This is a genomic window from Catenulispora yoronensis (assembly GCF_039531695.1).
Lineage (GTDB): Bacteria > Actinomycetota > Actinomycetes > Streptomycetales > Catenulisporaceae > Catenulispora > Catenulispora yoronensis.
In genome coordinates this window covers 21070-34552 of record NZ_BAAAQN010000031.1, presented here as the reverse complement: position 1 = coordinate 34552, position 13483 = coordinate 21070, and the positions used below count along the sequence as shown (strand labels likewise).

Here is a 13483-nt window from a genome sequence, read left to right as displayed (position 1 = left end):
CTCCGCTCCCGGAAGCGGCTGCGCGTTCGGTCCTGGGACCCTACCGCGCGGCGCATCCCCGCACCGGGTCACCAGTTGACGCCACCCGACCCCCCTCCTTATTCTCTCCCCACTAACCGTCTGGAAACTATCCAGACGATTAACCGCCCAAGGAGGGAAGCATGTCCGTCAGCCGTCGCGACCTCTTGCGCAACGCCGGACTCGCCGCGCTGGCGCTGCCCCTGGCCGCCTGTGTCACCGACAACAAGGCCAAGAGCGGCACCGCCGCCTCGCCCAGCACCGTCCTCAACTCCGGACCCGTCTCGGCGTCGAACCCCTTCGGGGTGGAGGCCGCCCGCCCGCTGGAAGTCGTCGTCTTCAGCGGGGGCAACGGGGAGAAGTACGCCACCGAGGTCCACGAGGTGATGTACAAGAAGGAGTTCCCGCAGTCCACGATCAAGCACGGGGCCACCCAGAAGATCGGCACCACGCTGCGGCCCCGCTTCATCTCCGGCGACGTCCCCGACGTCGTGAACAACTCCGGGCCCGAGGCCCTGGACGTGCAGGCGCTGGTCGCCGAGGGCCAGGTCGCCGACCTCTCCTCGCTGTTCGAGGCGCCGGCCATCGGCTTCGACGGCAAGAAGATCAAGGACGTCGTCATCGGCGGCGTCTACGAGAGCTCGCTCATCGACGGCGTGCCGCGCGTCCTGCAGTACTCGGTCGGCCACCGGGCGCTGTGGTACAACGCCAAGCTGTTCCAGGCCAAGGGCTGGAAGGTGCCGACCACCTGGGAGGAGTTCAAGGCCCTCGGCCAGACCGCGAAGGCCGACAACCGCACGCTGTTCGCGTACCCGGGCCAGGTCGGCCCCTTCTACCAGCTGTGGAACCTGCTCTACACCGCCGCGAAGATCGGCGGCAACAAGGTCATCGTCGACATCGACAACCTCGGGGACGGCGCCTGGCAGGCCCCGGCGATGATCCAGTCCGTCTCCGCCTGGGTGGAGATCCAGACCGACTTCGGCGACAAGTCCTACTTCGGCCTGGACCACACCCAGACCCAGGTCCGGCAGCTCCAGGACAAGGTGCTGTTCTACCCCTGCGGGTCCTGGATCGAGGGCGAGATGGCCAAGGACAAGCCGGCCACCTTCGAGTACGCCCTCGCCCCCATCCCCAGCGTCACCGCCTCCGACGCCATGCCGTACGGCGCGTTCATGGTCGCCGGCACCGAGGCCTACTTCGTCTCGGCCAAGGGCAAGAACCCGCAGGGCGGCCTGGAGTACCTCCGCCTGATGCTCTCGAAGGAGGGCTCCCACGGCTACACCGAGAAGACCGGCAACCTGACCGTCGTCCCGGGCACCGCCGACGGCCTGTCCCTGACCTCCGCGCTCACCAGCGCCGACAAGGCCATGCAGGCCGCGGGCAAGAACATCATCACCGACGCCCGCTTCGAGACCTGGTACAAGGAACTCTTCGACGAGGGCAAGACCCAGGTCAACGCGGTCATGTCCGGCCGTATATCGCCGCAGCAGTTCTGCGACGCCATGCAGAAGAAGGCCGACGCCCTGAAGAAGGACTCCTCGGTCGCCAAGCAGACCCGGACCGCCTGATGCGCAAGCGGCTGCGCGCGTACGGCTTCGTCGCCGCCTGCGTCCTCCCCGCGCTGGCCCTGTACGGCGTGTTCGTCATCAGCCCGTACGTGCAGGCCTTCCAGATCGCGCTGACGGACTGGCGCGGGGTGTCGGCGGACGTCCACTACAGCGGTCTGGACAACTTCCGCCGGATGTTCGACGACGACGCCTTCTGGCAGGCGCTGCGCAATCACGCCATCCTGCTCGTCGCGCTGCCGCTGCTGACGATCGTCCTCGCCCTGGTCTTCGCCTTCCTGCTGAACGCGGGCGGGGGATCGCGCGGGGGCGAGATGCGCGGGGTGAAGGGCTCCGGCTTCTACCGGGTCGTGTTCTTCCTCCCGCAGGTCCTCGCCGTCGCGGTGGTGGGCGTCCTGTTCAAGGCCGTCTACCGCCCCGACACCAGCGGCGTCATCAACGGCGCCCTGGACAAGCTGGGCATCGGCCCGGTCGGCTGGCTGACCGAGCCGAAGCTGGCGCTGTGGGCGATCATCGCGGTCATGGTCTGGCAGGCGGTCGGTTTCTACGTCGTCCTGTTCTCCGCCGCGATGGCCGCCATCCCGAAGGATGTCTTCGAGGCCGCCCTGCTCGACGGCGCCGGCCCGTTCCGCCTGTTCACCCGCATCACCGTGCCGCTGCTGCGCGACACCGTCCAGGTGGCCTGGGTCTACCTCGGCATCGCCGCCTTCGACGGCTTCGCGCTGATCAACGTCCTGTCCTCGGACCAGGGCGGCCCGGACGGCGCCACCACCGTCCTGGCCACCGAGATCTACAAGAACGCTTTCAGCTATTCCCGCTTCGGCTACGCCTCGGCCCTCGGCGTCGCCCTGTTCTTCCTGACGCTGACCTTCGCCGCCCTGACGATGCGCGTCACCCGCAGGGAAAGGATCGAGTACTGATGGGCCGCCGCCGCCTGTTCCACACCGCCGCCCAGATCGTCCTGGTCGTCTGGACGCTCCTGATCGTCGGCCCGCTGGTCTGGACGCTCCTGGCGTCCTTCAAGAACAACACCGAGATCTTCGGCGACGCCCTGCAACTGCCCGGCTCGCTGCGCTGGGACAACTGGAGCCGCGCCTGGGCCAAGGCCGACATCGGCCGCTACCTGGTCAACACGGTGATCGTCGTCTTCTTCGGCGTCACCGGCACCATGGTCCTGAGCTCGGCGGCCGCCTACGTGATCGCCCGCTACCGCTGGCCGGGCCGCCGCCTGGTCTCCCTGGTGTTCACCGCCGGCATGGCCTTCCCGGTCTTCCTGGCCCTGGTCCCGCTGTTCTTCACGGTGGACAACCTGGGCCTGGTCGACACCCGCCTGGGCCTGATCCTGGTCTACATCGCCTACTCGCTGCCGTTCACCGTGTTCTTCCTGACCTCGTTCTTCCGGGGCCTGCCGGACGCGGTCGCCGAGGCCGCGGCCATCGACGGCGCCGGGCACGTGCGGACCTTCGTGCAGATCATGCTGCCGATGGCCCGGCCGGGCCTGATCTCGCTGACCATCTTCAACGTCCTGGGCCAGTGGAACCAGTACCTGCTCCCGCTGGTGCTGCTGCCCGGCGACAAGAACAAATGGGTGCTCACCCAGGGGATCGCCGACATCTCCACCATCGCCGGCTACGAGGCGGACTGGCCCGCCTTGTTCGCCGCGCTGTGTATGAGCGTCCTGCCCGTGGTCGCCGCCTATATCGTCTTCCAGCGGCACATCCAGTCCGGGCTGACGGCGGGAGCGGTGAAGTAGGGCATGTCCACAGGGAATCCGACGGTTTTGCGGACGCTGAACGAACGGGCGGCGCTCACGCTGCTGCTGGAGCGCCACACCCTCACCCGCGCCGAACTGGAGGCCCACACCGGGCTGTCCAAGGCGTCCGCGGCCGAGGTGCTGCGCCGGCTGGAGCGCGGCGGGCTGATCCGCAAGGCCGGCACCCGCCCCGGCAGCGCCGGACCGGCGGCCCAGGCCTACGGCCTGGACGGGACGGCCGCGGCGGTGGCCGGCGTCGACCTGACGGCGCGGGCCGTCGAGGTCGTCGTCGCCGACCTGGCCGGGACCATCCGGGCCGCCCGCTCGGCCCCGGCCCCCGAGGCGCCGGGGGAGCAGGAGGAGTTCCTGGCCGACACCATCGAGACCGCGGCGCTGGACGCCGGGGTGAGCCGGCTGGACCAGGTGGTGATCGGCGTCCCGGGCATCGTCCGGGCCGACGGCCGGGCCCTGACCCAGGCCGTCCAGCTGACCGGCTGGTCGGGCCTGGGCGACCTGTCGGGCCTGCACCGGCGGCTGCCCGAGGTCCACCTGGAGAACGACGTGAACCTGGTGGCGCTGCGTGAGCTCGACGGCCGGGGCGGCAGCTTCGTCCTGCTCTGGCTGGGCGCCGGGGTCGGGGCCGGCACGGTGCTGGCCGGCGAGCTGTGGCGGGGCGCCACCGGCCGCGGCGGCGAGATCGGCTCGGTCGTCGTCCCGGACCCGGTCTCCCGGGGCCGCAGCTACGGCGTCGACGGCGGCCCGCTGGGCGAGCTGCTCGGCGCCGGCCCGCTCGCCGCCCTGGCCCGGGCCCACGGCCTGGACCCGGACCCGGGCCTGGCCGGGATCGGCGCCCTGCTGGCCGACGCCCCGCCGGCCTACCTGGCCGACGTCGCCGCCCGGGTGACGCTCGGCGTGACCGCCGCCGTCGGGGTCCTGGACCCCGGCCGCGTGGTGCTCGGCGGCCCGCTGTGCGTGGCGGCCGGCGAACCGCTGCGCGCCCTGGTGGCGGCCCGGATGCGAGCGACCGCGCTCGCCGAGGTCGAGATCGAACTGACGGCCGTGGAGGGCAACGCCGTCGTGGAGGGAGCGCTCCACGACGCCCTCCACCGGACCCGGGAACGGGTCTTCCAGGCCGGCACGGCGGGCCGTGCCGGCACAGACGAGTAAGGACAGTGATGTTTCGCACGCTTGTGATCGCCGCCCACCCCGACGAGCCCGAGATGTACGCGGGCGGCACCGCCGCCCTGCTCGCCGCGGCCGGACACGCGGTCAAGTTCCTCACCCTCACCAACGGCGACGCCGGCCACCACGAACTGGAGCCCGGACCGCTCGCCCGCCGCCGGGCCGAGGAGGCCGTCCGCGCCGCCGACGCGCTGGGGGTCACGACCTACGAGATCTTCCACGACATATCGGACGGCCGCCTCGAACCCGACGTCCCGACCCGCCTGCGGGTCCTGCACGCCCTGCGCACCTGGCGCCCCGACCTGGTGATCGCCCTGCACGGCGACGACGCCCCCGGCCACGCCGACAACCGCGGCACCGGCCGCCTGGTGGCCCAGGCCGTCGAGTTCGCCACCGTCCGCAACCTCGACCCGGCCGCCCCGCTGCCCCGCCAGCCGGTCTGCCTGCTGATGACCGACTACGCCTCCAACCCGGTCCACCGGCCCGACGTGGTGATCGACGTCACCCCGACCCTGGACGCCAAACTGGACGCCTGCCTGGCCCACGCGTCCCAGTTCCTGGAGTTCGCACCGTTCCAGCGGGGACTGCTGGGGAAGGTGCCGGGCGGGGTGGGGGATGGTGCGGGAGCTGATGTGGCAGCCGATGCGGCAGCCGACGTGGCAGCCGACGTGGAGGAGCAGCGCCGTCGGTTCGTGCGCGAGCACTGGGAGTTCGGGGTGCCCGAGGCGGCGCGGCCGGGCCTGGTCGCCCGGTACGGAGCGGAGCGGGCGGAGGCGGTGGAGCATGCCGAGATCTTCCAGTTCGCGCCGTACGGGCAGGCTGTTGACGAGGCGCACCTGAGCCGGCTGCTGCCGTTCTGAGGCGCTGGAGCCGGTGGCCTGTTCAGAACACTGAGACCATCTGAATAATCCTGAGACAGTGGGTGGGAACAGCACATTCGTGCCGTTCCCACCCACTGCTGTGAGTCAGAGCTTTGATGTAATAGGTGAGACTCGCCGCGTACCTGGGGACGGTAAGCGCTGAAAGGCGTCGCGTCAACGAGGCGCGGTTCACGGAATCGTTATAGAAGCCAGCCGCGCCAGCGATCTTGATGCCGGGCTGTGTACCCCGCAAAACACCACAACGCAGGGTAGATCTTCAGCAAGTGAAGGATCGACGGCTACGTTCGGTGATGGCGACGCCCGATCGGGCACAGCGGAATCGTTACCTTCTTCCCGGCGCCGGCGTATCGGCGATCGACAGTATCGCAGAGCCCATATACAGTGCCGAGAGCTGCCGTCGGACGACGGTCGGCGCTCATCATGCTCGATTACGGGGTTCGGTGGTCTCATGGGGGCTTGGCGTTCTACGGCATCGACTGGTTCTGGGCATCGGATACGGCGAGCGCGCACCGCCTCGCTATGGACGGCGGCGTTGACCGCGGTCGCCGTGGCGCTGCCTGTGATCTCCGCGCCGCCGGTCATAGCGGCCGGACGTGCATACAAAGGCAAGATCTGGCAGCCGCGGCCGGTGGTGAAGGAAGCCGCGGTACCGTCGCAGGGCGGGTTGGCGACGAAGCGTTCGGCGCCGCAGAACCTCCCGGGATACAACGCACCCGTACCCGTATGGCCTGCCGCCGCGACTGCGACGGTCGATCTGGCCCCCGCCACGACGGCCGCGCCGCTGAAGCCGTTGGCCGCCGGTGCGGCCTCCGATGCCGCCGCCGGTTTGGCGCCTATTACCGGAATGCCGGTGAGTATCGCAGCACCCAGCGACACTACGGACGCGATGCGCACCACGAAGGCGCCTGGTGCGTCAACGCAAGCGGCGCCGACGCCGAAGGTGACGGTGAGCGTCACGGCGCATGACGCGGCGCAGCAGGCGGGTGTCGCGGGCATGATCGTCACCGCGGTCCGGGCCGACAGCGGGGCCACCGCCACGCCCGCGACGGTCGCGGTGGACTACTCCGGCTTTGCCACGGCCTTCGGCGGCGACTTCGCCGACCGCCTGACCTTGGTGGCGCTTCCCGCGTGTTCGGTGACGACGCCGAGCGATCCGGCGTGTCGCAAGCAGACCCCGGTGTCCTTCACGAACGATCGGCAGCACCGCAAGCTGGTCGCGACGGTGAGCGTCCCGGCCGCTGCCTCGGCGGCGCCGCTGGTGCTGGCGGCCAGCTCGACTCCGTCGGGGATGAACGGTTCCTACACCGCGACCTCCCTGAAGCCGTCCGACACCTGGACCGGCGGCGGCAACGAGGGTTCGTTCACCTACACCTATCCGATGACCACCCCGGCATCGCTGGGTGGCGCCTCGCCGTCCGTGGCCCTGTCCTACGACTCGGCGAGTGTCGACGGCCGGACGTCGGCCTCCAACGCACAGGGTTCGTGGGCCGGTGATGGCTGGGACTACAACCCGGGCTTCATCGAGCGTTCCTACAAGCCCTGCTCCAAGGCCGGGTTCGCCACGTCCGGCGACGAGTGCTGGGGCATCCCGAACGCGACGGTGTCCCTCGCCGGTCACAGTGGCGAGCTGGTCCGCGACGACACCAGCGGCACGTGGCGGTTGGCAGGCGACGACGGCACGCGGGTCGAGCAGCTCAGCGGCGCGACCAACGGCAACGCCGGCGACGGCGGCACGTATTGGCGCCTGACCACGACCGATGGCACGCAGTACTACTTCGGCGCGAACCGTCTGCCTGGTGGTACGAACAGCGGGACCGAGCCGGTGACGTACTCGGCCTGGGGCGTTCCGGTCTTCGGCGCCGGCAGCCCGGCGGGCTCCAAGTGTGCGGATCCCACGACGGCGGTGGCCACTGACTGCCGTACCGGGTGGCGTTGGAACTTGGACTTCGTGATCGACCCGCACCACAACCTGACGCGGTACACCTACGCCCGCGAGGAGAACTTCTACCTGCGCGGCGCGGCCAACAGCCCGACCGAGTATCAGGCCGGGGGGTTCCTGCGGCAGATCGACTACGGCTGGCGCAGCGACGACTACTACAACACCGCGATTCACCCGGCTTCGACGGTGGTGTTCAACCCGGTGGCTCGCTGTATCAGCGATGTCAGCCAGGCCGGGCATGACAGTCGCTGCCCGACGGGTGCGGTCCCGGTGTCGAGCGGCATCGCGCAGACCGGCATCACTGCGGCGAACGCGCCATCGTTCGTCGACACCCCTTGGGACCAGGCGTGCACTTCCGCCGGCACCAAGGACGGCACGGCCGGTGGCACGAAGTGCATCGACTACTGGCCGTCGTTCTACAACACCGAGCGTCTGGACTCGGTGACCACGAACGTGTGGAACGGATCTGCCTACCGTCCGGTGGATAAGTACACGTTGATGCACCAGTTCAACGCGGTCCCCGACCCTTCCACCGCCGGAAACCAGCCGACGTTGTGGCTGGCGGGGATCAAGCACAGCGGTTGGGTGGTGAACCAGGACGGCAGCACCACCCAGGCCGATGATCCGACGGTCTACACCTACGGCCAGTTCTTGCCGAACCGGGCTGCGACGCACTCGTTCAACGCCTCCAACAACGCCTCGGACTACAACCGCCTCCGGATGGACGCGATCACGGACACCACGGGGTCCGAGGTCGATGTGTCCTATGCCGATCCCAGCACATTGTGCCCGGGTTCGACCGCGCCGACGATCACCGCGAACTCAACCCTCTGTTATCCGGAGTACTGGGGTCTGCCTGGCAGCACGTCGTCGACGCCGACGTTGGACTGGTTCAACAAGTACATCGTGACCTCGGTGACTCGGTACGACGACACGCTGCTGGCGCCGATGCGGCAGGTGAACTACAGCTATCTCGGCACTCCGGTCTGGCACACCAACGACTCCGAGCAGGCTGACGCGCAGTACCGCACCTTCGACCAGTTCCGCGGCTACGCGCAGGTGCAGTCGGTTGCGGGCAACGAGCCGGACAACAGCAACACCAAGATCGTCACGACGTACTTCCGCGGCATGGACCAGGACGGCAACGCCACCTATCCCTTCCAGGACGCCAACAAACACGTGTGGGTCGTCGACGGCCACGGCGACGTCTTCGCCCCCGGCGTCCCCGGGCTGCGCGACGACAACTCGCTGGCCGGCCAGGTGCTGGAGACCCAGACCTATGCTTCCGCCACCAGCAGCGACGTCGTCTCCGACACGGTGAACATCCCCGTCGACCCGACCAGCTCGGGCCCAGCGCACGTGGTGAACCTGCCATCCGGCGGCCCCGACCCGGGCAACATGGTCACCGCCGCGCACAATCGCGGCTCCGGCCTGCCAATGCAGCGCGCGCACTTCGCCCACATCGCGAAGACAGTCACCTATCAGAAGGTCAGCACCGGTACCCGGCGCAGCGAGGTCGACTTCGACTACGACAACACCCTGCCGAACCCCGCCACCAATACCCCCGGTGGCAACGGCCGGTTGTTGATGACCGACGACAAGGGCGACGGCACGGTGCAGGAGTTGTGCTCCATCACCGGCTACGCGTTGCAGACCTCGAACACCCAGCGCACGTCTATCCCGTGGGAGACCACGAAGACGCTGGGGCCGTGCACCTACAACATGACGTTGACCACCGCCAACCTGATCTCCGACACCGTCACCCTCTACGACGGCTCCCCGAACAACGGTGAACTGTCGGGGGCTGGCGATCCGACCACGGTCAAGACCGCCAAGGGCATCACTCTCACCAACCCGGTCACGAACACCTACACCGAGTCCTGGGCCGTGACCGGCGCCAGTTTCGACACCACCTATGGCCGTATCACCTCGGCCACCGACGCCGACCAGCGCACCACGCACACCGACTACGCCCCGACCGGCGGCGCGCTGCCGACCAGCTACAAGGTGACCAACCCGCTGGGCTGGGCGAGCACCACCACGCTGGACCAGGGCCGTGGCATTGCGGAGACGTCGACGGATGCCAACGGGCATCTCACCACCGAGGTGCTGGACGGCATGGGCCGGTTGAAGGGGGTGTGGAAGCCGGATCGGCCGTGGGCGTCGAACAAGACCTCGCCGAACATCCGCTTCACCTACCTGCTCAACGGCACTACGCCGCATTTGGCGACGCCGTCGCAGCCGGCGCAGCCCAACGGGTACGCCGAGACGGAGACGCTCTTGGAGGACGGCAGCTATGCCGCCACCTTCAATATCGTCAACGGCTTCGGCGAGATGGTGCAGACGCAGTCGCCTGCCTTGGACGAATCCCAAGGCAGGATGATCGTCAACACCCGCTACGACACGCTCGGCCGGGTTATGGAGACCAACCTGCCCTACTTCGACCAGGGCGCCACGACCCCGACCGGAGTGTGGGCCTCCTGGAACGACAACTTGCCCGCGCAGACGGTCACGACGTTCGACGGTTTGTCCCGTCCGGTGACGGTCACGCAGAAGCACAACGGCTCCACCATCCCGGGCATGGTGACCACCACCTCCTACCCGGGGCTGGACCGCACCGATGTGGTCGGCCCGGCGGGTAATGGCACCGGCGCCTCCTCCGCGATCTCGACGTTCACCGATGTCCGCGGCCGCACCACGGCGCTGTGGACGTACAAGAACAGTCCGCTGAACCCGACCGGCAACGCCAACGATGCCGATGTCACCAGCTATGGGCTGACCTACAACCTGAACGGCAGCGAGGGCACCACGACCACGGTCACCGACGCCACCTCGCACAACGTCTGGACCACTACCAGCTCCGACCTGCTCGGGCACCAGATGGCCAAGAACGACCCGGATGCCGGGTTGTCCACCAGCTATTCCGACGATGCCGGTCTGCTGCTGGCCACTGCCGACGGCCGGGGTCACGTGCTGGGCTACACCTACGACCCGTTGAGCCGTAAAACCGGTGAATACGATGGCGGCACGGTCACCGACCGCAGCATCGGCGCTTTGGCCGCCGCCGGTGTGCAAGCCACCAACAACAGCGCGGCGCAGCTGGTCGGCTGGACGTTCGACCCGGCAGGGAACAAGGGCCAGCCTGACGCCTCGACCCGCTTCCCGGGCGGCAATGCCTACAAGCAGCAGGTCACCGGCTACGACGCCGACTACCGGCCGTTGGGCAACAGGACCATCATTCCGGCCAGTGAAGGTGCGCTGGCCGGGACGTATCAGAGCAACAACTACTACACCTCGATGACTGGGGAGCTGTCCTACTACGACACCCCGGCCGTTCCGAACGCGGGTATCGCCTCCGAGACGATCTATAACTCCTACAACCGGTTCGGGCTGCTCCTGTTCACCGGCGGCAACGCTGATTATCTCGTGAGCACCATCTACGACCGTGACGGCAAGACTCTGTCCCGCACTCTCGGCGATTACCCGTACCAGATCGTGCAGCAGAACCTGTACGACGCTGGTACTGGCCGCGTCACTAACACTTTCGTCGACACGACGGCTGGTCAGAGCACGGTTAACCCGACGCAGCTGAACACCTACAGCATCGATGAAGTCTCCTACGACTACGACGCTGCGGGCCGCCTGACTTCGACTGCCGACCTCCAGAACTGGTCGGTGTCAGGGTCCTACAACCCGGGTCCGGCGCAGCGGGACATCCAGTGCTACACCTACGACTACGCCAGCCGTCTGACCAACGCCTGGACGGACTCCGGTGACCAGTCGCCGTCGGCGACCACCAACCCGAACAGCCCCACCACCGCTACCGGTGCTTTGGGCTCCTGTGCGTCGTCGAGGACCAACAACCCGCCGACCGATGCCAGCTCCACCACACAGATCGGCGGTCCGGCACGGTACTGGCAGTCGTACACCTACAGCGGTGCCGATGCCCAAAGCGGCAACCGCACCTCGGTCACCGACCACGACCCGGCCGGGGTGACCACCAACAACGTCACCCGCACCTCCAGCTACGCCGCACCCGGCACCGTCAACACCGGCGGCGCCACCAACCCCGGCACCGGCCCGCACCTGCTAAGCCAGATCACCAAGACCGGCGGAGCCACCGTCAACTACGCCTACGACGGCGCCGGCAACAGCACCCTGCGACCCAACGGCACCGTGCTGGGTCAGCAGCTCACCTGGGACGCCGAAGACCGCCTCAAGCACGTCGACAACAACAACGGCACCACCGCCGACTACCTCTACGACGCTGAAGGCGACCAGCTCATCCGGCGTGACACTGGCGGCGCGACCGCGGGCACGACGCTGTATCTGGGCGCGACCGAGGTCTACCTGGCCGGCACGAACACCGTCACCGCCAACCGCTACCTCACCTACCCCGGCGCCCCCGACATCATCGAAGCCAGCAACGGCGCCATCACCTACCAGGTCAACAACAACGAAGGCACCGGCGGCACCACCGTCAACGCCGCCACCGGCAAAATCATCGCCCGCCGCTACACCAAACCCTTCGGCGACACCCGCGGCACCCCCATCACTCGAACCACCACACCCGCCTGGGTCGACGACCACACCTTCCTCGGCAAAACCACCGACGCGTCGACCTCGCTCGTCGACGTCGGTGCCCGGAAGTACGACCCCGTCGCTGGAGCCTTCATCTCCGCGGATCCGGAGTTCCATGCGAACAGCCCGCAATCTGTCGGCGGGTACTCGTACGCGGGCAACGATCCGGTCAGCAACAGCGATCCGACAGGGCTTCGTGCGGAGGACGACGATGGCAACACGGCTCCACCCGCCCCGCCTTCCCGGCCCTCCAACCCGTGCGATGGGCTGAGCGGCTACAACAAGCGGCAGTGCCTGATGGGCGTATCCGATGACAATGATTCAACCGATGTCGACGCTTCGCTGAACGACTACATAGCCAAAGCCGCGGCGTTGGTCGCTTACAACGTCGTCGACAAGTGCCGTATGGGTCCGGTGTCGGTGGCGACACACTGCACGTCTCCGGCTCAGCGCGATGCCAACAAGGCGCATAACCAAGCTTTCATGCAGGCGCTTGAAGACGGTGGCGCGAACGTATTGCGTGACCTGGCTCAGGTTGCCGGTGGAGGTGCTGGCACTATTCTCGGTGGCGGCCTGATGGCCAGCGGCATCGTTGAATGCGGTACGGGTGTCCTGTGCTTGGCCGGGGCGCCCTCGGTCGCCGCCGGCGGTGCCATCGGTGCGGGCAGTGGGAAAGTGCTGACGAGCGGAGCCAACAACCTCGGCAGCGATCTTGCAAAGATGCTCAATGAGACGTCCCAGGCAGACGGGTCGTCTGACGCGGCCTCGGCTGATGAGATGCGTATGGCGCGAATGCTCAGCGATGCGTCCAAGCAGAAGGGAATGTCAGGTATCGGTGAGGCGAATCAACTCGAAGCGATGATCATGGGTCGCGCGTGGGTGGGTGAGGGTTATACTTTTGCCAGTGATGGCAAAACCATGCTGAGCAAGGATGGACTTCGGCAGTATCGCCCGCCGTCGTTCAAGCCGAGTAGGCCCGCTGAATATGGTGGCCCCGGCTACCAAGCCAACTTCGAGTGGCGCACGGCCACGCGCGGGGAATGGCAAGCGGATGCGCATCTGGATATTACGGATATGTGATGAGACCTGTCGTTCGATACTTCATGAGTCCTGATGTCGACCTGGACGACTTCCAGCCGGAGGACCCGGAGTGCTTTTCATTCCTTCTTCAGGTGATTGTTGGGCCGCGGGATTCCGAAGGTGAAGAGTCGGTCATGATGACTGTCTGCACGCCACGCGGTCTTGAGGACCGGGTCCGCCAATCGGGTGGGGTGCTCTTTGGTCGCTCCCTGCTCATTGTCGACACTCCTGACGTTCAAGTGATCAAGAAGGCGGTGACGCGAGCCATCGAAAGGATCGACTGCCCTACCTGGCGCGAAATTGCCTATCGGCTGTCTCGGCTGGGGATCCACGAGTTCGAGGATCACCTAGGGTGACGAAGGTATTCTGACTTCGATGTCAGCAGGCTGCCGATTGTCACAGGCTTCGCCGCCCGGAAAAGGGCGGCGAAGCTGAGTGCGTCTGGCTGAGACGGCATGCCAAGCTTGGCGTAGGCATGGTGGTA

The 13483-nt window shown here is 67.6% G+C and carries 7 protein-coding genes; all 7 read left to right on the top strand.

Annotation, left to right across the window (positions count from 1 at the left end):
* Positions 1 to 161: 161 nt before the first annotated feature.
* The 7 genes from ngcE (at position 162) to ABD481_RS24275 (ending at position 13355) form a co-directional block, all read left to right on the top strand.
* Positions 162 to 1586 (top strand): N-acetylglucosamine/diacetylchitobiose ABC transporter substrate-binding protein, encoded by a 1425-nt coding sequence (ngcE, locus tag ABD481_RS24305; RefSeq protein ID WP_344668055.1) that lies wholly within the window; start codon positions 162 to 164, stop codon positions 1584 to 1586.
* Positions 1586 to 2503 carry a carbohydrate ABC transporter permease gene (locus ABD481_RS24300; protein ID WP_344668054.1) on the top strand — a complete coding sequence of 306 codons (918 nt, stop codon included), beginning with the start codon at positions 1586 to 1588 and terminating at the stop codon, positions 2501 to 2503. The genes ngcE and ABD481_RS24300 overlap by 1 nt, the downstream gene beginning before the upstream one ends.
* Complete coding sequence (locus ABD481_RS24295; RefSeq protein ID WP_344668053.1) at positions 2503 to 3336, top strand: carbohydrate ABC transporter permease; 834 nt, start codon at positions 2503 to 2505, stop codon at positions 3334 to 3336. The genes ABD481_RS24300 and ABD481_RS24295 overlap by 1 nt, the downstream gene beginning before the upstream one ends.
* A gap of 3 nt (positions 3337 to 3339) precedes the next feature.
* Complete coding sequence (locus ABD481_RS24290; protein WP_344668052.1) at positions 3340 to 4503, top strand: ROK family transcriptional regulator; 1164 nt, start codon at positions 3340 to 3342, stop codon at positions 4501 to 4503.
* Between the two features lie 8 nt (positions 4504 to 4511).
* Positions 4512 to 5378 (top strand): PIG-L deacetylase family protein, encoded by an 867-nt coding sequence (locus ABD481_RS24285; RefSeq protein ID WP_344668051.1) that lies wholly within the window; start codon positions 4512 to 4514, stop codon positions 5376 to 5378.
* 553 nt (positions 5379 to 5931) lie between these two features.
* Entirely contained in the window at positions 5932 to 12999 is a 7068-nt protein-coding gene (locus ABD481_RS24280) for an RHS repeat domain-containing protein (protein ID WP_344668050.1), read from the top strand.
* Positions 12999 to 13355 carry an Imm8 family immunity protein gene (locus ABD481_RS24275; RefSeq protein ID WP_344668049.1) on the top strand — a complete coding sequence of 119 codons (357 nt, stop codon included), beginning with the start codon at positions 12999 to 13001 and terminating at the stop codon, positions 13353 to 13355. Before ABD481_RS24280 ends, ABD481_RS24275 begins: the two co-directional genes overlap by 1 nt.
* Positions 13356 to 13483 lie beyond the last annotated feature (128 nt).

Bases quoted from the DNA above. Each gene is read 5' to 3' on its own strand.
- ABD481_RS24285 (WP_344668051.1), top strand. From the start codon at position 4,512: ATGTTTCGCACGCTTGTGATCGCCGCCCACCCCGACGAGCCCGAGATG.
- ngcE (WP_344668055.1), top strand. From the start codon at position 162: ATGTCCGTCAGCCGTCGCGACCTCTTGCGCAACGCCGGACTCGCCGCG.
- ABD481_RS24290 (WP_344668052.1), top strand. From the start codon at position 3,340: ATGTCCACAGGGAATCCGACGGTTTTGCGGACGCTGAACGAACGGGCG.
- ABD481_RS24295 (WP_344668053.1), top strand. From the start codon at position 2,503: ATGGGCCGCCGCCGCCTGTTCCACACCGCCGCCCAGATCGTCCTGGTC.
- ABD481_RS24275 (WP_344668049.1), top strand. From the start codon at position 12,999: ATGAGACCTGTCGTTCGATACTTCATGAGTCCTGATGTCGACCTGGAC.
- ABD481_RS24300 (WP_344668054.1), top strand. From the start codon at position 1,586: ATGCGCAAGCGGCTGCGCGCGTACGGCTTCGTCGCCGCCTGCGTCCTC.